21 protein-coding genes and 2 tRNA genes are annotated in these 22,450 nt (G+C 66.0%); 5 read left to right on the top strand and 18 right to left on the bottom strand.

The genetic code is table 11. The annotated features are described in order from the left end of the window. Positions 1 to 203: 203 nt before the first annotated feature. The 3 genes from folD to CV770_RS08295 are packed head-to-tail and all read right to left on the bottom strand — an operon-like array spanning position 204 to position 1,748. The gene (folD, locus tag CV770_RS08305) at positions 204 to 1,088 is read right to left on the bottom strand and encodes a bifunctional methylenetetrahydrofolate dehydrogenase/methenyltetrahydrofolate cyclohydrolase FolD (protein WP_091965091.1); all 885 of its coding nucleotides are present in this window, start codon (positions 1,086 to 1,088) and stop codon (positions 204 to 206) included. Positions 1,089 to 1,098: 10 nt separating this feature from the next. Next, on the bottom strand, positions 1,099 to 1,443 hold the full coding sequence (locus CV770_RS08300) for a DUF167 domain-containing protein (protein WP_104461963.1): 345 nt from the start codon (positions 1,441 to 1,443) through the stop codon (positions 1,099 to 1,101). A gap of 14 nt (positions 1,444 to 1,457) precedes the next feature. Beyond that, on the bottom strand, positions 1,458 to 1,748 hold the full coding sequence (locus tag CV770_RS08295) for a YggT family protein (protein ID WP_007598721.1): 291 nt from the start codon (positions 1,746 to 1,748) through the stop codon (positions 1,458 to 1,460). Between the two features lie 203 nt (positions 1,749 to 1,951). Between CV770_RS08295 and CV770_RS08290 the strand changes: the two genes are divergently transcribed. After that, a tRNA-Ala gene (locus CV770_RS08290) sits at positions 1,952 to 2,027 on the top strand. 101 nt (positions 2,028 to 2,128) lie between these two features. Here the strand turns inward: CV770_RS08290 and CV770_RS08285 are convergent. The 7 genes from CV770_RS08285 to CV770_RS08255 form a co-directional block, all read right to left on the bottom strand. Continuing rightward, positions 2,129 to 2,941, bottom strand: coding sequence for an enoyl-CoA hydratase (locus CV770_RS08285; protein ID WP_104461962.1), 813 nt, complete (start codon positions 2,939 to 2,941; stop codon positions 2,129 to 2,131). Between the two features lie 134 nt (positions 2,942 to 3,075). Then, entirely contained in the window at positions 3,076 to 3,870 is a 795-nt protein-coding gene (locus CV770_RS08280; RefSeq protein ID WP_091965097.1) for a glutamine amidotransferase, read from the bottom strand. Between the two features lie 121 nt (positions 3,871 to 3,991). After that, positions 3,992 to 4,771: an SDR family NAD(P)-dependent oxidoreductase gene (locus CV770_RS08275; protein WP_091965099.1), complete on the bottom strand. Its 780-nt coding sequence runs from the start codon at positions 4,769 to 4,771 to the stop codon at positions 3,992 to 3,994. 225 nt (positions 4,772 to 4,996) lie between these two features. Further along, complete coding sequence (locus CV770_RS08270) at positions 4,997 to 5,485, bottom strand: tellurite resistance TerB family protein (RefSeq protein WP_104461961.1); 489 nt, start codon at positions 5,483 to 5,485, stop codon at positions 4,997 to 4,999. A 178-nt stretch (positions 5,486 to 5,663) separates the two neighbouring features. After that, a complete protein-coding gene (locus tag CV770_RS08265) occupies positions 5,664 to 7,073 on the bottom strand; it encodes an adenylate/guanylate cyclase domain-containing protein (protein WP_104461960.1) in 1,410 nt (469 codons plus the stop codon). Positions 7,074 to 7,121: 48 nt separating this feature from the next. Further along, on the bottom strand, positions 7,122 to 8,492 hold the full coding sequence (locus CV770_RS08260; RefSeq protein WP_104461959.1) for a cytochrome P450: 1,371 nt from the start codon (positions 8,490 to 8,492) through the stop codon (positions 7,122 to 7,124). Positions 8,493 to 8,528: 36 nt separating this feature from the next. Beyond that, on the bottom strand, positions 8,529 to 9,902 hold the full coding sequence (locus CV770_RS08255) for a hydrolase (protein ID WP_104461958.1): 1,374 nt from the start codon (positions 9,900 to 9,902) through the stop codon (positions 8,529 to 8,531). 146 nt (positions 9,903 to 10,048) lie between these two features. On the opposite strand from CV770_RS08255, the gene CV770_RS08250 reads away from it, so the two are divergent. After that, a complete protein-coding gene (locus CV770_RS08250) occupies positions 10,049 to 11,737 on the top strand; it encodes an MFS transporter (RefSeq protein ID WP_091965108.1) in 1,689 nt (562 codons plus the stop codon). A 92-nt stretch (positions 11,738 to 11,829) separates the two neighbouring features. Here the strand turns inward: CV770_RS08250 and CV770_RS08245 are convergent, their stop codons facing one another. Further along, on the bottom strand, positions 11,830 to 12,045 hold the full coding sequence (locus CV770_RS08245) for a cysteine rich repeat-containing protein (RefSeq protein WP_104461957.1): 216 nt from the start codon (positions 12,043 to 12,045) through the stop codon (positions 11,830 to 11,832). A gap of 172 nt (positions 12,046 to 12,217) precedes the next feature. Further along, the gene (locus CV770_RS08240) at positions 12,218 to 12,541 is read right to left on the bottom strand and encodes a hypothetical protein (protein WP_104461956.1); all 324 of its coding nucleotides are present in this window, start codon (positions 12,539 to 12,541) and stop codon (positions 12,218 to 12,220) included. A 253-nt stretch (positions 12,542 to 12,794) separates the two neighbouring features. Here CV770_RS08240 and CV770_RS08235 point away from each other — a divergent pair, with 253 nt between their 5' ends. Then, positions 12,795 to 13,850: a polysaccharide deacetylase family protein gene (locus CV770_RS08235; RefSeq protein ID WP_091965114.1), complete on the top strand. Its 1,056-nt coding sequence runs from the start codon at positions 12,795 to 12,797 to the stop codon at positions 13,848 to 13,850. 66 nt (positions 13,851 to 13,916) lie between these two features. Here CV770_RS08235 and CV770_RS08230 read toward each other — a convergent pair whose 3' ends face one another. From CV770_RS08230 to CV770_RS08205, 6 genes are all read right to left on the bottom strand, one after another. Next, positions 13,917 to 14,318, bottom strand: coding sequence for a hypothetical protein (locus tag CV770_RS08230; protein WP_104461955.1), 402 nt, complete (start codon positions 14,316 to 14,318; stop codon positions 13,917 to 13,919). Positions 14,319 to 14,426: 108 nt separating this feature from the next. After that, positions 14,427 to 16,073, bottom strand: coding sequence for a glycosyltransferase family protein (locus CV770_RS08225; protein WP_104461974.1), 1,647 nt, complete (start codon positions 16,071 to 16,073; stop codon positions 14,427 to 14,429). A gap of 130 nt (positions 16,074 to 16,203) precedes the next feature. Next, a tRNA-Thr gene (locus tag CV770_RS08220) sits at positions 16,204 to 16,279 on the bottom strand. Positions 16,280 to 16,379: 100 nt separating this feature from the next. Then, positions 16,380 to 18,164 (bottom strand): heme biosynthesis HemY N-terminal domain-containing protein, encoded by a 1,785-nt coding sequence (locus CV770_RS08215; protein ID WP_104461954.1) that lies wholly within the window; start codon positions 18,162 to 18,164, stop codon positions 16,380 to 16,382. A gap of 36 nt (positions 18,165 to 18,200) precedes the next feature. After that, a complete protein-coding gene (locus CV770_RS08210) occupies positions 18,201 to 19,412 on the bottom strand; it encodes a COG4223 family protein (protein ID WP_104461953.1) in 1,212 nt (403 codons plus the stop codon). Between the two features lie 65 nt (positions 19,413 to 19,477). After that, entirely contained in the window at positions 19,478 to 20,224 is a 747-nt protein-coding gene (locus CV770_RS08205) for a uroporphyrinogen-III synthase (protein ID WP_104461952.1), read from the bottom strand. A gap of 150 nt (positions 20,225 to 20,374) precedes the next feature. On the opposite strand from CV770_RS08205, the gene tsaD reads away from it, so the two are divergent. Both tsaD and CV770_RS08195 read left to right on the top strand, forming a co-directional pair. Then, positions 20,375 to 21,448, top strand: coding sequence for a tRNA (adenosine(37)-N6)-threonylcarbamoyltransferase complex transferase subunit TsaD (tsaD, locus tag CV770_RS08200; RefSeq protein ID WP_104461951.1), 1,074 nt, complete (start codon positions 20,375 to 20,377; stop codon positions 21,446 to 21,448). 2 nt (positions 21,449 to 21,450) lie between these two features. Then, positions 21,451 to 22,431, top strand: coding sequence for an NAD(P)H-dependent glycerol-3-phosphate dehydrogenase (locus tag CV770_RS08195; protein ID WP_091965406.1), 981 nt, complete (start codon positions 21,451 to 21,453; stop codon positions 22,429 to 22,431). Positions 22,432 to 22,450: the final 19 nt, after the last annotated feature.

Below are 22,450 nucleotides of genomic sequence, written 5' to 3'. Positions count from 1 at the left end.
CGTGCAACTGTTCAGGTTGGTAATGGAACGGGCGGGAGACCGAGCCGGCTCACGGCGTCAAGCGCCAAGGACCCAACGGCTTCCCGCCCAACCCCATCCTGACAGACTTCCAAGACACAGGGACCCATGTCGCCACTGGGCCCCGGCTCAGCAGCGCACCGCTGAAGAAGCGCTGCGCTGCGTCCGGGGCACGAGAACCTGACCTACACCGCCGGCTTCGGTAGCTCGGCGATCGCACAGGCCGCGCGCAGCGTGTTGACCAGCAGGCACGCCACGGTCATCTGACCGACACCGCCCGGCACCGGCGTGATCGCGCCGGCAACCCCAAGCGCTTCCTGATAGGCGACGTCGCCGACGAGGCGCGTCTTGCCGTCTACTTTGGGGATCCGGTTGATGCCAACGTCGATCACGGTCGCACCCGGCTTGAGCCAGTCGCCGCGCACCATCTCAGGTCTTCCGACCGCGGCATAGACGAGGTCGGCCTGCTTCACGAGCCCGGGCAGGTCGCGCGAGCGCGAATGCGCGATCGTCACCGTGGCGTTCTCGTTCAGCAGCAATTGCACCAGCGGCCGGCCAACGAGATTGGAGCGGCCGATGACGATGGCGTTCATGCCTTCCAGCGAGGCATGCACGCTCTTGGTCAGGATGATGCAGCCGAGCGGCGTGCAGGGCGACAGCGCCTCGAAACCGCCGGCGAGCCGGCCGGCATTGTTCGGATGCAGTCCGTCGACGTCCTTGGCGGGGTCGATGGCGTTGACGACGGCTTCGGTGTTCAGCCCCTTCGGCAGCGGCAGCTGCACCAGAATGCCGTGCACGGCCGGATCGCGGTTGAGCTTTGCGACCAGCGCCAGGAGATCTGCCTGCGAGACGTCGGCCGGCAGCTTGTGCTCGAACGAGGCCATGCCGGCGGCCTGGGTCTGGGTGTGCTTGGAGCGGACATAAACCTCGCTGGCGGGGTCGCTGCCGACCAGCACGACCGCCAGCCCCGGCACCAGATTGTGCTCACGCTTGACGCGGGCGACCTCCTCAGTGACGCGGGCCCGAAGTTCCGCGGCGATGACTTTTCCATCGATAATCTTGGCGGTCATGGCAGTTCCCTCAGTCTTTCGATTGGGCCGAGACGAGCTGGCGCAGGGCTTCGCCGAGCCGTGCGGGATCGCCGTCGACTGCGATCTGCTTCAGCCGCGAGGTGGCTCCGGACAGGAGCTTTACGCCGGCCTTGGGGACGCCCAGCGATTTCGCCAGCAGGACCAAAACGGCCTTGTTGGCCTCGCCGCCATCGGCGATGGCGCGCACCCGCACCTTGAGCACGCTGCGGCCGTCGGCCAGTTGCTCGATCCCGTCGATGCCGTCGCGACCGCCGCGCGGCGTCACCCGCAGCGCGATGCTGATGCCTGCGGCCGAGTAACGCCAGGGTTCCTTAAAAGCTTCGTTCGCAACCAAGGGCTCCAGCCCGCTCAGATCACGTTCGGGTAGATGTAGTACAGGATCACCCGCTCGATGAACATGATGAGCAGGATCAGGATGATCGGCGAGATGTCGAGACCGCCGAGACTGGGCAGGAAGTTGCGAATCGGTGCCAGCACCGGCTCGGTGATCCGGTAAAGGAACTCTGCCACCGCCGACACGAACTGGTTGCGCGTGTTCACGACGTTGAAGGCGATCAGCCAGGACAGGATCGCGGAGGCGATCAGCAGCCAGACGTAGAGGTCGAGCACGATGATGACGATGTCGAGAACGGCACGCATGGCTTTTGAAGCCTCTGGCTTTGAAAACGTTGGCTGCGGTCGGGATTGACGCCTTTTGCTAGATATCGGTTCCCCCCCGCCCAAACAAGGGAAGTCGGCGCCCCGAATGGCTAAAACCGCCTTGCACCCGTCCTTGACTTGACCTTGGCGGGGACTTAAATGGCGCCCGGTTGTCGGCCGCATTTACCAGAGCGGCCAGCAAAGGGGCCATAGCTCAGCTGGGAGAGCGCGTCGTTCGCAATGACGAGGTCGGCGGTTCGATCCCGCCTGGCTCCACCAGCCTTCGCTGGCTTCGCCAGCTTCGGCTCGGCAAGCCCTTTCGTGGCGAAGGCTGCCGCGGCGTAGCCTGAAGGGCGAAGCCGGGCTCTCTCCGAATCCCCCTACCTCCCCGTAAACCTCGGCGGCCGCTTTTCCATGAAGCTCGCCACGCCTTCCCGAAAATCGCTGCCGGCGAGCGCCACCATCATCTCCCGATTGGCTTCAATGGTTGCCTCGGCCAGCGTCTGGAACGGCACCTCGTAGAGCTGGCGCTTGACCACGGCCATCGCACTCGGCGAGACGAAATCGGCGAGATCGCGCGCATAGGCATAGGTCTCCTCGCGAAGCTTGTCAGGCGGGCAGAGCCGGTTCACGAGGCCGATCCGCAGCGCCTCCTCACTTGAAACGCGCCTCGCCGAGAGCAGCAGATCCATCGCGTTGGCGTGACCGACGATGCGCGGCAGCATCCAGCTGATGCCGTGCTCGGCAATCAGGCCGCGCCGCGCGAAGGCCGTCGTGAACACGGTGTTGTCGGCGGCAAAGCGCAGGTCGCAATAGAGCGCGTGCACCAGCCCAATGCCGGCCGTGGCGCCATTGAGCATGGCGATCACAGGCTTCTTGATCGACGGATAGAAACCGTAGCGCGTCTGCCAGTCCGGACGCCGGTTCATGTCGAACGGCGGCAGGTTCGACGCGCGCCGGACGTCATCGGGGTCGAGCCCCTTCAGCGCATCCATGTCGGCGCCGGCACAGAAGGCGCGGCCGGCGCCAGTGAGGATGATGACGCGGACATCGTCATCGGCGCTTGACGCCTCCATCGCATGGCGCACGTCGCGCTCCATGGTCGGCGTCCACGCATTCATGCGATCGGGACGGTTGAGCGTGATGGTCGCGATCTTGTCGCTCACCTCATAGAGAATGTGCTCGTAGGCCATGACGCTCTCCCTTTGTTTGCCGGCGCGTTCGCGCGCTCGTTGGCAACGAGCCTAGCATATCCAGGGAAGAGACAGAGACTTGCGCCAAGGACCTGTGAAGGACCTGCGCCAAGGACTTCGCGCGAACGCGCGGATCACTCGGCGGCTTGCGCCAGAACCGGCCGGCGCGCCAGCCAGCCGTCGATGAAATGGTCGAGCCAGGCGCGCTCCGCGACATCGTATACGGCACGATCGGCGAAATGATGATGTCGCTGCCGCGCACCGGGCGCGCTGAAGCCGTCATAGCCGCGCGTGGTCCAGCGATGCATCATCGCGTAGGTCACGTCAGGATGAAACTGCACGCCGAAGGCATTGCCGGTGCGGAACGCCTGCACCGGAAAATCGTCGCCTTCTGCAATCAGCTCTGCGCCGACAGGCAGCTCGAATCCCTCGCGATGCCAGTGATAGACCTGGGCTGGCCAGGCCGGGCAGAGCGCGTGGCCCGCAGCGGTCGGGCGGATCGGGTAATAACCGATCTGGGTCAGCGCATCGGCATGCGGCGCGACGCGGGCGCCGAGCTGCATCGCCAGCATCTGGGCACCGAGGCAGATGCCGAGGAACGGCCGCTGCTCACGGAGCGGAATTTCGATCCAGTCGATCTCGCGGCGAATATAAGCGTCGGAATCATTGGCGCTCATCGGACCGCCGAAGACCACGGCGCCGGCATGCTGATCGAGCGTCTCGGGCAGGGGATCGCCGAAGCGGGGACGGCGGATGTCGAGGCGATGGCCAAGCGCACGCAGCGCATTGCCGACCCGGCCCGGCGTCGAGGATTCCTGGTGCAGGATGATCAGAACCGGCAGTTGGCTTTCGGAGGCGACGGCACTTGGCGTCCTTCTCGGGAAGGGCACCACCTCTGCGCCACCAAACCTGTCCGTCCGGAACGACATGGCCTCTGCGAATGCTATCGGTTCAGACCGCCAGCATAACTAAGCGATCGTTAATTTCGTGTGAGTTCGCGCACACAACGAAACCGAAGCAAGCCCCGGGCCAATACGGGAGCTTCGAGATTTAATGCCTCTGCCGTTGGAACCGGCTGGTGGCGGCCAGGATGAAGCCCCGCGGGAAGAAGCGCAGCGCAAATGGCACAATCTTGATGCCCAGACCGGGCAGCACTGCTCGTTTGTTGGCCATCAGGCCACGATAGGCCTCCTGCGCGACATCGGCGGCCGAGACATTGAGCAGGGCCGTATCATGTCCGGAGCCGACGCCGGCGCGCGCCTGGAATTCGGTGGGCACGGGACCCGGGCAAAGCACGGTAACCCGAACGCCGCGCGGCGCGAGCTCGGCCCGCAGCGCTTCGGTGAAGGAAATCACGTAGGCCTTGGATGCGTAATAGACGGCCATGCCGGGGCCGGGCAGGAAGCCCGCGACCGAGCCGACGTTGAGTAGACCGCCCTTGTTCCTGATGAGCTGATCGGCGAAGCGCAGCGACAAATCGGTCAGAGCCCGCACGTTGACGTCGACAATCCCGATCTGCTCGTCGCGATCGCGCTCGATGGCATCGCCGAACACGCCGAAGCCGGCATTGTTGACGAGGTGATCGAGCTCGACGCCTTCGGCAGCCAGCGCCGCCGCAATCGTCTCGCCGGCGTCGAGGTCCTCGAGATCGCAGGCGATCACGATCGGCTTCTTGCCGCCCTTGGCGATGAGCTCGTCGGCGAGCGCCTCCAATCGATCCACGCGCCGCGCTGTCAAAGCGAGGCGATGTCCATTGGCGGCGAACACGCGCGCCAGCTCCGCACCTATGCCCGCCGAAGCACCGGTGATCAACGTTACCCGCTCAGCCACGATCGAAGTCTCTTGAATTGAAGTTTTTGGCCCCGCAATGACGGAACGAGAGCATAAGCCGTGCGCGACAGGCAAGCGGCGTCGGCCGCATGGCCGCCTGAGCGGGCGACAGGAGGAGCGGGAAAGCCGGGTTTTTACGGACGAATCCGGAGCCGGACGGCCGGCAGCTACATTAAAGTTTCGTCATGTGATCCGCACAACCGGCCATCCACCGGTTTGCGCGGATCAGCCGCCGACGGCGCTGTCCGTCACCTGACCACCGGCGCGCTCGGCCACCGCATGCTTCAGGTCGATCCGATCGCGCTGGGAGATCCCGAGCAGGTCGGAGGCGCGCCAGACGACGTTGTCTTCGAATTCGGAGACCTGGCCGTCGGCATAGACCAGCTCCCACATCATCCGGACGATGCGCTTGCGGTCCTCTTCGTCGAGCGAGCGCATGATGACGCTGGTGAAGTGATAGAGGTCCACCGCCTCGCCCTCGACCTGGGTGGCGTCCGCGATCAGACGATCCGCAGTGCCGCGATCGAGCTTAAAATGGCTTTCGATCAGGCTGTGCAGCTTGCGCTGCTCGGCCGCGCTCGGCTGGCCGTCGAGCGAGATCACATGGACCAGCAGCGCGGTAGCCGCCAACCGATAATCGCTGTCACCGAACGTGCGGTTCTGGTCATTGGGGGCGACAATGTCGGCGATGAATTGGCGCAAGCCGTCGAGCATGAGATCCTACCGAAATCGATACAGCCGCGAGGCGCGGCCGTTACCAGCATTATATGAGCAGGAAACTCAACCGGCGCAACGTGCGTCAGTTCCGCGCGCTGCATTACGTTTCGGCAATATGGATACCGTCATTCCGGGGCGATGCGCCAGCATCGAACCCGGAATGACGAATGATCTCTCACGGAATCTCGTACACCACCATCTTGTCGGCGATGCCGCGCAGCGCTGCCTGTTTCTGGATCGGCTTGATCGCGCGCTGCTCCAGCACCTCCGCAACCGCGGGCGCATCGAGCACCGGGCCGGTGATGTGGATTTCCTGCGCGGTCGACAGGCTCTGCACGCGGGCGGCGATGTTGACCGTTTGGCCAAAATAATCCTGCCGCTCGTTGAGCATCACCGCGAGGCAGGGACCTTCATGGATGCCGATCTTGACGATGAGATCATCAGTGCCGCGCCGCTTGTTGAGCTGGTCCATCGCCGCACGCATCCGCAGGCCCGCGACGATGGCATGCTCGGGGCGGACGAAGGTCGCCATCACGGCATCGCCGATCGTCTTCACAACGGCGCCCTTCTCGGAGGAGATGATCTCGAGCAGCGCATGGAAATGCGCGCGCACCAGATCGAAGGCGGCAAGGTCGCCGACGCGCTCGTAAAGCGCCGTCGAGCCCTTCAGATCGGTGAACAGGAAGGTGAGGGACGTGATCTGGAGCCGCTGGTCCAGACTGAGATTGTCCGCCTTGAAGACATCGCGAAAGGTCTGGTTCGACAGCATCCGCTTGGCAGTGAGGAACGGCTTGCGCTTACCGATGAGATGATGGAGTGCCTCGGCCGCGATGAACACCGACGGCAGCACGCGCACGCCGGCCTGGTTCTCGAGCGACAGCCGCAGCGGACCCGGCCGCATGGTCGTGGTCCCCGTCGGAGCCTGCACCTTGTTGTACATGATGGCGAGCTGCTGACGGTCCTTGGTCGGTTCGCCCTGGACGTCGATGAAATGGGCGGCGTGCGTGACCGGCTCGAAGATGATGACGAAGTCAGCAGGCAGCTGCAGTGACATGGTCGCCTTCTCGCCGGCCGGCAGCTCCATCGTATCCAGCGTCACCTCGTTCGCCAGCGTCGCAAACGATTCCTTGTTGAAGTCGACGCCGGAGCTCCAGAACACCTGCTTGAAATACTCCCACACCGGCAGCGTGTCGGGGTCGTGCGCCGCGATGCGCCGGACGCGCGGATTCACGGTGAAGGAGACCTCGACCTGGTCGTCGACGGAGGCCTTGTAGCCGCAAGCACAGAGCGCGCAGTGATAGTCGTCGGGCTTGAGCGCCTTCAACGTCGTGTGCGCGCCGAGCACGCCGCCGCAGCCTGGACACAGCACGTTCCAGCCGAGATCGAACAGCCCGAGCCGTGCTGCGTGCAGGAACGCCGAGATCGCGTGCTCTTCGTCAACGGCATGCTGCGTGGCGAAGTCGAGGACATTGACGCGGTTGAGCTCGTGATCGTCGCCGTCCTCGATCAGACGCGCAATCGCATCGACCACCTTCGTGTCGGCGGTCTGCTTGAGAACGGAGAACTGGGCCTGGATGTCGCTCATCGCGGGACTCTGCTGGTTGAATCACGCCATCGGCCAGGCAATCGCCTGTCACCGACGGGTGATACGGAACATGGGTGAGTGGTCCGGCTGGGTCGTGACGACGCCGAGCGGGATCACGGGATTGGCCTGATCGGCGAGCTCGACGCGGAACGCGCCGATCAGCCGGGCCAGCGCCAGCACGGATTCGGCTTGTGCAAACGGTGCGCCGATGCAGACGCGCGGACCTGCGCCGAACGGCAGATAGGCGAAGCGATCGGGCGCCTCCGTCGACATGAAGCGCTTTGGAATGAACGCATTCGGCTGATCCCACAGCTTCTCGTGCCGGTGCAAAAGCCAGGGCGCGATCATGATGATGTCGCCCTTGCTGATCGCGACGCCTGCCGCATTGTCCTTTTCGCGTGCGGCCCGCGCGACCAGGAAGGCGGGAGGATAGAGCCGCATGGTCTCGTCGATCACCGCGCGGGTGAATTTCTGGCGATCGATGTCGGCCATGCTGTCGAGATGCTCGCCGTTTGTCTCGGAGGCCACCTCCTCCTGCGTCTCCGGATCGAGCGCGAGCAGATAGAGCGCCCAGAACAACGCCGTTGCGGTGGTCTCGTGACCCGCCAGGATCATGGTCGCGACCTCGTCGACGAGCTGCTCGTCGGAAAAGCCCTTGCCGGTTTCCGGATCGCGCGCCGCGTCCATGAGATCGAACAGGTCGCGCGGCGGCGCGCCGTCCTTCTTGCCGGCAGCGCGCCGCTCGGCGATCAGCATCGCGACGAACTCGGTCCAGCGCTTGCGGAAACGGGCGCGGGCAAAATCCATCGGGCTCGGCCACGACACCGGCAGCAGCATGTCGAGGAAGTAGGGCCGTCCCAGCCGGGATGCATACTCCATGATGAAATTGCGCAGGGTCGCGCCATGCCGGTCCATGCCGAACGAGAACATCGTGCGCCCGGCGATCTCCAGCGTCATGCGCTGCATGATTTCGCGCAGATCGACCGGCGCGCCCGTCTGCGTATCCAGCTTCGCGATGGTCTCGTCGAGCACCGCCGTCATGTGCGGCACGAGGTTGGCGGTGGCGCGCGGCGTGAAGGCCGGCGCGAGCGTGCGGCGCTGGAACGTCCAGGAATGACCTTCCGCGATCAGGAGCCCGTCGCCGAGCACCGGGCGCAGCATGCGGATGCCCGCCGCCGTGCGCGTATAGTTCTCGTAATTGTTGAGCAGGATGTGCCGGATCGCATCCGGCTGATTCAGGATGAAGCTGTTGCGAAGGAAGAAGCGGCCCTTGATGACCTCTTCCTCATAGGCGGGCTGCCCCCATGTCGCGATCATGTTGCGCCGGATCACGGCAAGCCGGCCGAAGAACGACATGTCGTCGGGCGCACGCGGGGGAGCCGGGGGGATGATGGGCCTACGCACGCTGGCGATATTCATGGCTCTCTCCCGCAAGATGTGACGCAGGCAAAATAGCTAATAAGTCAGCTCGGCGACCGCAATCCTGTTCTCCTGGGCGGGCCAGGCGCGCGCCACAATTCGTTCTTCGCCGAACTCGGCCACGATGTTACGCCCAACCTCGCTGGCGGGAAGCCGCAGGGTTGCTGCCGCATCCGTGGGCACGCCCGGCTTGACGTCGGCCGGCTCCTTGCCGTCGAAGAGCACCACGTCCCGCGGCAGGCCGAAATAGCCCCTCGGCCGCGACATGATCACGACAGCGCCTGCGTCCTTGTCGGCCGGCCCGAGCGGGCGCGCGGCGCGCAAATGCACGACGTCGGATGAGCGCGGGAAGGGCGAGCGGTAGATATGCGTCGTCGGCGTGTCGGGCGATGCCAGCACGAATTCGAGCGACCAGGCGGGATCGACCTGCGCCGGTCCCCAGCGGCCGTCGGCACCGGTTTTCGCGCTGTGCAGCGCACCGCCCTTGCGCTCTCCGGTTTCAGGATCGACGCGGAAGATATCGACGGTTGCGCCCGCCACCGGACGATTGGTCGGCGCGCCGCCGGGCGTCCCGGTGACGAGGCCGCTCATCCGGACGGTTGGCTCCGGCACGATCGCAATGCGCGCGGGCTCGCGTCCCGCGATGAATTTGTAGATCTCGCGGAAGGCACGCGGATGGAACGCCACCTCGCGATGATCGAGCGCGCCGAGCACGAGGTTGGTGGCGCCCTTCAGCTCCGGCCCTTCATTGGTGACGCCGGTCGGCGTGCCCGGCTTGCCGATGAAGCGGCCGTCGGCCTGGGCGTATTTGTCCATGCCATCGCTGCGCAAGGTGAGGAAGGCGACACCCGGCGTCACCTCGCTCTCGCCCTCGTTCAGGCCGCGCAGGAATACGCCGCGGCCGTTGAACTCGTTGTTGGGCTGGTCGTCGGTCGCGAACACGCCGTGATTGGGCGTGCCGCACAAAACGGCGTGGCTGACATCGCCGGCACCGCCATTCTTGATCACGTTGCGGATCGCATAGCCGCCGCGCGAGCTGCCGACCAGCGCCACGCGCGCCGCGCCGGTGCGGCGCTTCAGCTCAGCGATGGCAGCGGCGAGCTCGCGGCGCTGGTCCTCGGTCGAGGAGCGGTTCGCCTGCTCGACCTTGTCGTCGCTGCGCGCATTGGGATCGGTGAAATTGATCGCCATCATGCGATCGCGCGCGATGCCGTTGGATTCCATCCGCCACAAGGTCGTCATCCAGAGCGCGTCGTAGTCGCCATTGCCGTGGACGAACAGGATCGGCGGCACCTCGGTGCGCGGCGCCGCAACGGGCGCGGATTGGGCCGATGCGCCCGTCCGCAAGCTCGCAATTGCGAAAGGCAAGCTGCCGGCCCCCTGCAGGATCGTCCGTCGCGACAGCTTCATTTGTTCCTCCCGGCAAACCAACTCTTTGCACCGCTTATAGCGGTCTAACCACTGGACAGCGAAGGACTTTCGCGGGCATCACTGAATTTGCCGGAATCGCCCAGGATCACTCCAAGACCATTCTGCCAGCCCGTTTGGAAGGGGATATGACCGAGCAGACGAACCGCCAGAAAATCGCCGCCGACGGCATCACCGCGCCTCTGCGGTACACCGTGTTCCGGCGCATCTGGCTCGCCAGCCTGCTCTCCAATCTCGGCCTCCTGATCCAGGGCGTCGGCGCGGCCTGGGCGATGACGCAGATGGCGGCCTCGGCGGACAAGGTGGCGCTGGTGCAGACCGCCTTGATGCTGCCGATCATGCTGATCTCGATGCCGGCCGGCGCCATCGCCGACATGTATGACCGCCGCATCGTCACCCTGGTCTCGCTGATGGTTGCACTCACCGGCGCGACGGTATTGACGGTGCTGGCAGGGTTCAATCTCATCACCCCGGAGACGCTGCTCGCCTTCTGCTTCGTCGTAGGCAGCGGCAACGCGCTGTTCGGCCCGGCGTGGCAGTCTTCGGTCAGCGAGCAGGTGCCGCCGGATGCGCTGCCTTCGGCCGTCGCGTTGAACGGCATCAGCTACAACATCGCGCGCAGCTTCGGTCCCGCGGTCGGCGGCGTCATCGTCGCCGCGCTCGGCGCGGTGGCCGCCTTCGCCTGTAACGCGATCCTCTATCTGCCGCTGCTGGTGGTGCTGCTGCTGTGGCGGCGCAGCACCGAGCCCTCGCGCCTGCCGCGGGAAAAGCTCAACCGCGCCATGGTCTCCGGCTTCCGCTACATCACCAATTCACCGCCGATCAAGATCGTGCTGTTGCGTACGCTGGTGATGGGCCTGATCGGCGGCGCCATCATGGCGCTGATGCCGCTGGTCGCGCGCGACCTGCTGCATGGCGGCGCGCAGACTTACGGCATCATGCTGGGCGCCTTCGGCATGGGCGCCGTGATCGGTGCGCTCAACATCCATGAATTGCGCAAGCGCATGAGCGGCGAGGCCGCGATCCGCGCCTGCACCATCTCGATGGCGTTTGCGATGGCTGCGCTTGCCTTGAGCACCGAGCCGGTGCTGACGGCGACTGCGCTGGTGCTGGCGGGCGCGGTCTGGATGGCCGCGATCGCGCTGTTCAATATCGGCGTGCAGCTCTCGGCGCCGCGCTGGGTCGCCGGCCGCTCGCTCGCGGCGTTCCAGGCCTCGATTTCCGGCGGCATCGCGATCGGTGCCTGGGGCTGGGGCCATCTCACCGACTATGCCGGCGTCGAGGTCGCATTGCTCACCGCAGCTGGCCTGATGCTGATCTCGCCGCTGCTCGGGATCTGGCTGACGATGCCGCGCGTCGGTGCCCGCAACGAAGATGCCGACGTGCTGGCCGATCCCGAGGTGAAGCTGTCCCTGACGGGACGCAGCGGACCTCTGGTGGTCGAGATCGAATATCGCGTCGCGCAGGAGAACGCGCGCGCGTTCCACAACGTGATGCAGGACGTGCAGCTCTCCCGGCAGCGCAACGGCGCCTATGGCTGGTCGATCGCGCGCGACATCGCCGATCCGGAATTGTGGACCGAGCGCTATCATTGCCCGACATGGTTCGACTATTTGCGCCAGCGCAACCGCTCGACCCAGTCCGAGCGCGCGCTACATCAGCAGGCGATCGCTTTCCATATCGGTCCCGAGCCGGTGCGGATCCGCCGCATGCTGGAGCGTCCGTTCGGCTCGGTGCGCTGGAAGGAGGAGACGCCGGATCGTGCAAGCGCCGAGGTGCTGCCGGTGGTCGCGACTGCGGCGGGGAGCAGCACGTAGGTTTTGTGAGTGCGTAGCCCGCATGAGCGGAGCTATATGCGGGGTCAGAAGTCCCGGATGTCGCTTCGCTCATCCGGGCTACGACGACATTCCTACTGCCCGTGATCGGTCAGCACCTTGTCGCAGCCTTTGCTCAGGCGGGTGCGGTTCTGCTTGAGACAGGCGAGCACGGCGCCATCGCCATTGTTCATCACGGCGCGGCAGAAGCGGGTGACATCGCGCGCGCAGGCATCGTGGCCCGGCTGCTGCTGCGCGGATGCGACCGATGCGCCGAGCAGCAAAGGAAGAATGAAAAGAAATCTGGTCATCGCGTAATGCCTCTTACCCGGAAGAAATGTGCGGGCGAAGCTAGTGCGACGATCCCCGGGCCGCAACGGCTTTATTGGCAGGCTGCATGGCGCCGCCGCGTTGCCCCGGCTTGACGCCGGGGCGTATCGCGAAGGGAGCTAACCGACGCAACGATGACAGTGTTGCGTGCTCTTACTGCTTGTCCTGGGCGTCAGCGACCTTGCGCGACGCGCCCTTGGCGAGATCCTTGTCCATCACCGCGCGGCAGCCGACGCTCAGATCCGAGCGATGCTTCATCATGCAGGCCGTGATCTTTGGGATGTTGGGGATTTCCGCCGAGCACAGGCGGAAGGCGTCGCCGGTGCACTGCTGCTGCGCCTCGGCCGTGAAGGCGAAGCTCGAACTCGTCGAGACGAGCGAGACGATGGCGGCAAAACCGAGCGCCAGGCTGGTGTCGCGGAGACTGGCAGAGAACGACTTGGTGGTAAGAGACTTGGTGTTAATAGACTTGGTCATTTGAAGCTCCCATTGGCGCCGTCGCAACGGTGCCCGTTGTTGATGGGAGCTACGATGCTCCAGCAAAACAGTTTCCACTGTGATGATGGTCACGGGCCGCACCCCGACTGTGACGTCGGTCACTTTGGCGCACCTCCCTGAAATTCCTCCACAACCGCCGTCGTGTTGGTGTCACGTTAACTGTTACTTCGCATTAATGGCTCGTCGCGCGGGAAATTCCGCCGGTTTGGTTGCGTAATTGGAAAGAGTAGCGATGCGTAATGCGTTGGGCCTGATGTTGGCCAGTGTAGTTGCGGCGGTCGTGATCGCCGCCGGCGGTTGGTTTTATTATTCCTCGCGCGCCGATCAGGCCGCTCCCAAGACAATTGCCGCCCGTGCCGCCGATCAATTGCCGGCACCGGCGAAGCTCGCCGCCAGGGATGACGTCGAGACCACCGCGACGATCGCGGCCAAGCCGACGACAGTTGCTCAGGCACCCGCGCCTGCCCCGGCCATGCCGGTTCAGCAGAAATCGACCTGCGCCAATCCGAACGCGCTGGGCGTCTCCCGCGTGGTCGAGATCGACACCACCGGCGGCCCCGGCTTCGGCTTCGATCATTTCAAGCAATTCGACTTCCTCACCGACAAGGAGGTCGTGCTGACCTTCGACGACGGACCCTGGCCCGTGAACACGCCCGCGGTGCTGAAGGCGCTGGCGGACGAATGCACCAAGGGCCTGTTCTTCTCGGTCGGCAAGCACGCGACCTATCATCCGGAAATCCTGCGCCAGGTGTTGGCCCAGGGCCACACGGTCGGCACGCATACCTGGTCGCACGTCAATCTGAACGGCAAGAAGATGACGGAGCAGATGGCCAAGGACGAGGTCGAAAAGGGCATCAGCGCGGTGAGGTTCGCGCTGGGTGCCAACCCGGCGCCGTTCTTCCGCTTTCCGCAGCTCCAGCATAATCCGGCGATCGTGGGCTATTTCGGCACCCGCAACGTCGCGATGTTCTCGACCGACGTCGACTCCTTCGACTTCCGCAAGGGTGCCACGCCGGAAAAGATCATCGAGACGGTGATGACGCGGCTGGACAAGCTCGGCAAGGGCATCATCCTGATGCACGATTTCCAGAAGAATACCGGCATAGCACTGCCGACGCTGCTCGCGCGGTTGAAGGCCGGCGGCTACAAGGTCGTGCAGATGAAGGCCAAGTCGACGCTGCAGACGCTGCCGGAATATGACGAAGCGATCATGAAGGACATGAAGGTGCCGACCGCGAGCACCAACACGCGTCCGATCGGAAGCGTGGTGCAGACGGTCTCGCAGTAAGCTCGACCACATTCAAAACTGCGTCATGGCCGGGCTCGTCCCGGCCATTTGCTTTTGGCGAGCGGCTTACCAATAGATGCCGTGGCGGTGCAGCTCGCTGATGATGCGGCGCTCGGTCCAGCGCTTGGACTTCGGCTTGTCCGCCCTTGCCGTTTTCTTGGTGGCGGGCTTGGTTGTCGCGACCGGCGCCGGGGTGGTCGTGGGCGTGGTCACCGCCGGAGCCGCCGGCGTGACTGTGGCGGCCGGCGCAGAGAGCGACACTGCCGGCGGACGATCGGAATATTTCGGCACCTCGGTCGCCGGCGCAGCTTCGCTCGCCTGCGGCGTGGACGTGGTCGCCGAGGTTGGCGTGGTCAGTGGAGCGGGAGCCTGAGCGCCGGCCGCGGACAGCGACAGGCTGCGGGAGCCGTCTGCCTGGGCCGAGGCAGAAGCCAGGACCATGGCGGCAACCAGAATGATCTTGCGCATGTGAAATCTCCCCGTGTTGGCGTACCCGGGACATTACGGGGAAGGTGTCCTGGGTTAAGTGATTGGCCTCACACAATCGCGGAGCAATTTCGAACCGGCCGGCTGCGATCAACACCCCCGCCGATACAGCCGCAGCGTCACGTCCGGAAAGCTCATGCTGTCGAGCAGGCAGACGCCCTTTTCCGCGTCCATGCGGGCGATGAGCTCATCGCCGACCCGCGGTCCGACCAGCGTGTGCTGGATCGAGCTCGAGACGACGAGGATGTTCGACTGCAGAAGCGCGTCTGCGGTGGCCGCTGCCGTTCGATGCAGCATCTCGCCGCGGACGACGAGATTCATCCGCGCCTGCGCCGCATACAACTGAATGGTCGCGGGCGTGACCGGGTAGGGACTCGAAAAGCCGACATAAAGCGGGCCCGACGGCGGTGGCTTGACGTCGCGCAGAAACGACCAGAGACGCTCGGTCGATGCGCGGATGCTGTCCTGCTGCTGTGCGCTCAGCGGCGTCGCCACGCTGAGCTGACCCATCACGACGTGCTTGACGAACAGCGCGAGGGCGATTGCGAGCGCAAGCACCCGGCCCGCCGTCAGCAGATGCCGACGGATTTCTGTCGCAAGGGCCGTGCGCGCAAGCAGCGATTCAATGGACGCCATGCTGGCGCAGCCATTGAGGACCATCGCGACGATGAACACGCCGTAGAACATTGCGCCGAAAAAATAGGTCTTGATCTCGGCAACGGACGGAATGGCGTAGGCAATCAGCACGGTCGCGAGCAGAACGACGGCATCCAGCACCGCAGCCCGGCCCTGGATCGCTGCGAGCACGAAGCGCAGCAGCATCAAGGCCAACCCGATGGCGAGCCAATAGTGCAGGCCGAACTGTCCCTCTCCACCGATGGAGAAACGTAGCAGCCCGGGCCAGAAACCTTCGCCCGTCGTCCAGAGGTCGCGCTGGCCGACGAACACGTTGAGAATGTAGGTGACGGTCTCGACCAAGGCGGGTCCGATCAGCACGGCCGTGGTCGCGATCAACGGCAGCACGAACCACGCGAGCGCGCCGAGCGCAGTCCTGATCGACGGGCGCAATCCGCCGGTCTGGATGCAATCGACGACCAGCCGGATCGCGAACGCACTGCCGAGCAGAGCAAGCGCAGCCGGGAACGATGTCGGCTTGATGCAGGCGGCAAGTGCGCAGGCAACGCCGAGGCCAGCCAGCGACCGGGCGCTACGCCGGAGCACGCCGCGGTAGACGATGGCACCGGCGGCAAGACCAATGGCAAGTCCCGAGGGCAGATCGGGACGCGCTTCCGTGATCGTGTGCCACAGCACCGGCACGCACACCGCTGCGACCAAACACGATGCGATCTCGAGGACCGGCCGTCGCCGAACCAGCCAGATGATCCCGAGCAGGAAGCCGAAGACGGTCACGGCATGAACGAGATAAGGACCGACATAGCTTCCGGGAAACGACCAAAAACCGGTGGCCGCCACCAGCGTCGAAAACGGCGCATGGTGATGCAGCAAATCCCAGACGCTGCCGGCGACGCCGCGGCTTCCGAAGGCATTCACCCATCTGACCGCGTCGCCGAAATAGGCAACGTCGTCATAGAGCGGGGGAACGGACAGCCGGCTGTGCAGCCGCGACGCGTCGAGCGATTTGGAAGCGACGATGGCGGTGATCAGCGCCGCAAGGATGACGAGGCCGGGCAGCCGGACCCAGTCGCTCCGATCCGCGGACCCCGTTCCGTTCGCCATGCCCTTGCCTGCCCCATCGCCCACACAGGGGCCGGCGCGCATCGTAAAGACACCGGCATCGCGCGCAATGCGCCGGATGCAATGGCCGGGACCTAGGCTTGCGTTTCTTCGATCGGATGAGCTGAGGCGCTGGTGCCGCAAGAGGGATTCGAACCCCCGACCCCGTCATTACGAATGACGTGCTCTACCAACTGAGCTATTGCGGCGAACCCTGCCGGGGCCAAGGCGATGCCGGCCCCGATACGCGCGCTCCTGATATCGGGCATGGCCCGAATTGGCAAGGACAAGCCGGGTTCGAAATGCGGCTCACGCGCCCCAGCGGGACCAGAATCCGCGCCAGCCGCCGGCCTGGGCCTTGGGTGTACCGATTTGTTCCGTAAATTCATCGCTCGGACCCTCGTCATCGATCCCGGGATCGTCGGGGGCCCGGACGATCGGGATGACCGCGGGAATCGGCGCTGGCGCGGGTTTGCCGAGCTCGGCACGGCTCCGGAACACCGGTGTCGGCGCCGGCGGCGGTGATTCGGCGGGCTCGGGGGCCGGTTGGGCCGTCTCGGCAGGCGTAACCGCCGGCTCGTCCTTGAGGGTTTCCTTGGCGTTTTCTTTGGCGTTTTCTTTGGCGGCTTCCTTGGTCTCAGGGGGCGAATTGTCCTGTGCGGCCGGTACTGGGGCTGGGGCCGTCACGGCCGGTTCCGCCGGGCGTTCGCTGGAGGCCACCGTCACCCGCTTCGGCGGCGGGGCCGCCAGCATGGCCTCCTCGAAGGCCGAGGATTCGATCGTGGTCCCCTTGTCCGAAGGCAGGCTCGCGACCGGGGTCTGCCACTGGAACGCATCGAGCCGGCCGGTGACCGGCGAGACCGGGCGCCAGCGGTCGCTGACATAGCCGTCGGCAGTCCACGCCGGGTCGTGGCGGGCGCGCACCGCGCGCAAGGTCCAGGCGCGGGCACGGCCGCTATCGCCATGCTCGGCACGCTCGATCTCGGCCATCAGCAGCGCGACGCGCTGGGTCGGATCGCTGAGATAAGGCGCGAGCACTTCGCGCGCGCGGGCGAACTCGGAGGCGTCGATCGCGGCGCGCGCGATCGCGAGCTGACCCTCGATATGGCCGGACTTGTCGGCAGGCGTCTTCGCCGCGAGCGTCTCGACCCGCTGCAAGCGGTGCCAGGCGGTATCGCCGAGCTTCACATGGGCATAGGCATCCGCGAGATCCGGATGCGGATTGGCGAGCCAGGCGGCTTCCACCCGCTTCATTGCGCGGCGCACCTGATGTGCCTCGCTGTCGAATTTTGCGGCGAGCACGGCCGCGGGCACCAAGGTCGGCGCAAGCTTGACCGCCTCCATCACGCTCTCGCGCGCGACGTCGCGGTCCATGGTTGCCAATTCCAGCGCGCGTGCGGTGAGCAGCACGCCGCGCTGGCGGCGATAGGCCTGCTTGTCGATCAGGCCTGCGGACAAATTCGAATCGAGGATCGCGAGCGCGCCGCTCCAGTCGCCGCGCGCGCAGCGGAAGCCGAGCACCGCTTGCGAGGCCCAGGTTGAGGACGGCGACAGCTTGATCGCTTCCTCCGCGATCATCACGGCGCCGACCGCATCGTCGGCGCGCTGCGCCTCGATGAACAGGCCGCGCAGGCCGAGCAGGCGCGTGTCCTCACGCTCGGCCATGGCACGGAAGACGCGCTGCGCCTCGTCGCGATTGCCTTCGAGCTGCGCCGACTGCGCATGCAGGAGCAGCGCGAGCGGATCATTCGGGGCATGCCGCCGCGCCGTTTCCGCGTGCCGGCGGGCGAGCGCGGTGTCACCATGACCGATCGCGAGCAGGCCGTGGGTGATGGCGTGGCGGCCCCGCGCGTGGCGCTTGTCATGGCGACGGCGGCGCAGACGCCCCGGCGTGCGCCAGATCGTCGTCACGATGCTCCAGACCAGCACGACGGCCGCGGCAAACAGGCCAAGCAGGAACACGAATTTGGGAAGCGTGGTCGAGGCGCGGAAACCGCCGGCGGTCAGCACGAGATCGCCGGGCTGGTCGGCAACCCAGGCCGCGCCGGCCGCCGCCAGCGCGATCAGGACAAGGAAGAGGACGATGCGAAGCATGGCGATCCCTATACGCGCTTAGTATTGCGCGAACCTTTATTGAGCAGGCTTGGCGAGATCCGCCATGGCATCGTCGGCGAAGTTGCGGGAGGCGGCGAGAGCAGCGTCGCGGGCATCGGCCTTGTCGAGCCAGGCCTGTGCCGGTGCACGATCGGCCTCGGCCAGCGTCTTGAGCTCGCGCCGCGCTTCCACGAAATCATTGCGAAGCGCCGCGGCCGTCACCCGTGCGACGATGGCGCCCCGATCGTTGCCGACCCCGTCGGTGCGCTCGATGCGGACGAGTTTCGACGCTCCTGCCTGGAGCCGCTCGACGATGCCCGTGCCGCTGGTCTGGGTTTCCGCCGGCGGCGACAGCTTTGGCACGATGTTGAGCAGCTCGCGGCTCAGCGCCACCGGCGTCGGGATGCCTGACGCGGCAAAGGTGTCGAGCGGTTTCAGCATATCGGGCTTTGCCGCCATCGCCCGCGCTGCGGCCAATTGCGACTCGTAAGCATCGCCGTGACGAACGGCGACGTCGAGCAGCGCCGCCGCCACCACATGGCGCAGCGGCTTGTCGTCCACCTTCTTCGCATCGGCGATCTTCTCGCCCTGCTGCGCAAGCTCGGCACGTTCGGTCTTGCTGGCGCGCTCGAGCTGGGCGATGCGGTCGCTCAGAGCGGCGAGGTCGGGCGCGGCAGTGCGCGGCGCCGATTTCGCATCGTTCAATGTGCTCGCGGTCTTGTCGAACTGCGTACGCAGATTGGCGACGTCGCTGCGCAAGCTGCTCGCGGATTTCTCCAGCGCGTCGATCCGCGCCGCCATGGCGGGATCGGCGGTGGGCTTGCCGGCCTTGGCTTCGACTGCCGCAACGCGACCGCTCAGCGCATCGACCGCCGCGCTCGTGACTTGCGGGGTGGCCGGCGGCCCCTGTACGGCGGGCCAGCCCAGCATCCAGCCGACTGCGATCACGACCGCCGCTGCGACAGCGCCGGAGAACGGCGCAATGACCCAGGGCGAAATCGGCGCGGACACGGCTGCCGGCGCAACCGCGGCCTGCGGCTCGGTCCGCTCCGGCTCTGCGTCAACCTGGTCGGATTTTGCCTGCTCAGGCTCGGCGTGCTCCGGCGCCGGCGGTGCCTCGGGCTCGACCGCCGCCTCCTGCGGCTGGGTCGAGACTTCGGTGGCTTCGAGGTCGATGGTGGGCGGAGTGCGCTTGGCACGGCCGGACTCAGGAGCCAATCCTGCGTCTTCAGGCTTGTCGTCGGCCATCGTGACGGTTCCTCACACTTCCATACGCGGGACGGACCCGATTACGTCGGATTCGGCTCGACCTCTTACGCCAAACGGGTGCGCAACGCACGCTCCAAGGTGGTAAATAAGGCATTTTCGTCCGGTGTCGCAGCCACCAGAACCTGCGACGCGCCGGCATCGCGCAGCACGCTGGCAACGGTCTCGGACAGGCAGCATTGCGGTATTGCCAGCGCCGAGATTTCGACGCCCTCGTCCCTGGCCGCATCCAGGAACGCCCGGGCGCTGCGCCGGGAGTAGTGCAGCACCGCCTCGACGCCGTGAGCGGCAAAGCCCTCGCAGACCTCGCGCGGCAGGTGCTTGACCGGCGCCATGCGATAGGTCGTCTGCGTGACCACGCTAAACCCCTCCGCACCGAGCTCGCCGCCGAGATCGCGCGACAGATCCGCGCCTGCGAGATAGAGCAGCGTGCTCTTTTTCTTCAACACCTTGTCGCGCGCGCTCTGCATCACCTTGTCGCGCAAGGACGCCGCATCGCCGCCGGCGACGATCACCTCGGCAAAGCCGGCATCGCGCGCCGCAGCAGCCGTGTGCTCGCCGACAGCAAACAACGGCAGCTCCAACAGACCAAGATCCCGCAATTGTGGCGCGACGGCACGGATCGCGTTGGCCGATGTGACGAGGATGGCACCGTACGGAGTTTCACTCTCGTCATGGAAGGCGACCGGCTCGAACTTGAGCACCGGCGCAAGCAGCACCGCAAGCCCCCGCGCACGCAGGGCTTCCGCCGTCGCCTCATTGTCGGGATGCGGCCGTGTGACAAGGATGGACATCGCTGGTGTTCCCGAACCAAATGGCGGCGACGCATTCGTGAGGAAGCCGCGCGTGGCGATTGCGCAATCTGGCCCCGGAATGCTACCGGACGTACCAGAACTCTGCTTTACGGATGAGCGCAAGGGCGCAAATTGGATAACAATTCGCCAATGCTGGTACTGGGCATCGAAACCACCTGCGACGAGACCGCCGCGGCGGTGATCGAACGCTCGCCTGACGGCGGCGGCAGGATCCTGTCCAACATCGTGCGGTCGCAGATCGAGGAGCACGCCCGCTTCGGCGGCGTGGTGCCGGAGATCGCCGCCCGCGCCCATGTCGACCTGCTCGACGGCATCATCGCGCGCGCGATGCAGGAGGCCGGCGTCGGCTTCGCCCAGCTGGACGGCGTCGCGGCCGCGGCGGGGCCGGGCTTGATCGGCGGCGTCATCGTCGGGCTCACCACCGCGAAGGCGATCGCGATGGTACACAACACGCCGCTGGTCGCGGTGAACCATCTGGAGGCGCACGCGCTGACGCCGCGCCTCACCGACGGAATCGAATTTCCCTATTGCCTGTTCCTCGCCTCGGGCGGCCATACCCAGATCGTCGCGGTCACCGGCGTCGGCCAGTATGTACGGCTCGGCACCACCGTCGACGATGCGATCGGCGAGGCCTTCGACAAGGTCGCGAAGATGCTGGGCCTGCCCTATCCCGGCGGCCCGCAGGTCGAGCGCGCGGCGGCAAGCGGCGATGCCGCGCGCTTTGCGTTTCCGCGGCCGATGCAAGGGCGTCCCGATGCCAATTTCTCGCTGTCGGGATTGAAGACGGCAGTCCGCACTGAAGCGAGCCGGCTAGGTGAGATCACGGCGCAGGACATCAGCGATCTCTGCGCGAGCTTTCAGGCCGCCGTGCTGGATTCGACCGCCGACCGGCTGAGCGTCGGCCTCAGGCTGTTCCGGGAAAAATTCGGCGCGCCGCGCGCCCTGGTCGCGGCCGGCGGCGTCGCCGCCAATCAGGCGATCCGAGGCGCCCTCGATGAGGTCGCACAGCAAGCCGGGACGCAACTGATCATGCCGCCGCCCGCGCTCTGCACCGACAACGGCGCGATGATCGCCTGGGCCGGCGCCGAACGCCTCGCGCTCGGCCTGACCGACACGATGGAAGCGCAGCCCCGCGCGCGCTGGCTGCTCGACGCCAACGCAACGGCGCCGGCCGGCTACGGCAAGACCCGGGCGGGATACTAGCCATGACCACGTTCCAATCCGTCGCGGTGATCGGGGCGGGTGCCTGGGGCACGGCGCTGGCGACCGTGGCGGCGCGGGCGGGGCGGAGCGTCACACTCTGGGCACGCAATGCCGAGCATGCCGCGCGGATCGCCTCGACACGCGATAATCCGCGACTGCCCGGGGTGCAGATTGCGCCGGAGATCGTCGTGACCAGCGATCTGGCGCTCACCGCGCGCGCCGACATGTTGCTGATCGCAACACCGGCGCAGCATTTGCGCGGCGCCGTCAACATGCTGGCCTCGCATCTGACAAGGCCGATGCCGATCGTCGCTTGCGCCAAGGGCATCGAGCACGGCACCCATAAATTCATGACCGACGTGATCGCGGAGGCCGCGCCGCACGCCCAGCCCGCGATCCTGTCAGGTCCCAGCTTTGCCGACGATGTCGCGCGCGGCTTGCCGACAGCGGTGACGCTGGCGGCGAAGGACGAGGCGCTGGCGAGCAGCCTGGTGCAGGCCCTGGGTTCGCCGACGTTCCGTCCCTATCACTCCACGGACATCCGCGGCGTCGAGATCGGCGGCGCGGCCAAGAACGTGCTTGCAATCGCAGTCGGCATCGCGGTCGGGCGCAAGCTCGGGGCCTCCGCCCAGGCAGCGCTGACGACCCGCGGCTTTGCCGAGCTGACACGCCTCGGCCGCGCGCTCGGCGCACGCAGCGAAACGATCACCGGCCTGTCCGGCCTTGGCGATTTGATCCTGACCTGCTCGAGCCCGCAATCGCGCAATTTCGTGCTTGGCCTTGCTTTGGGCCGCGGCGAACAGCCGCCTGCGGGCAAGCTTGCCGAGGGCGAGTTCACCGCGCCGGTGCTGATCGAACTCGCAGCTTCGCAAAACGTCGAGATGCCGGTATCAGAAGCTGTCGCGTCGATCCTGAGCGGCCGGAGCACGATCGACGCCGCGATCTCGACGCTGATGACGCGCCCCTTCAAGGCAGAGGAATGACGTCTTCTCGTCATGCCCG

This window comes from Bradyrhizobium sp. AC87j1 (genome assembly GCF_002936975.1).
Lineage (GTDB): Bacteria > Pseudomonadota > Alphaproteobacteria > Rhizobiales > Xanthobacteraceae > Bradyrhizobium > Bradyrhizobium shewense.
Note: the sequence above shows the minus strand (reverse complement) of the source record. Positions and strands in the feature narration are given on the sequence as shown.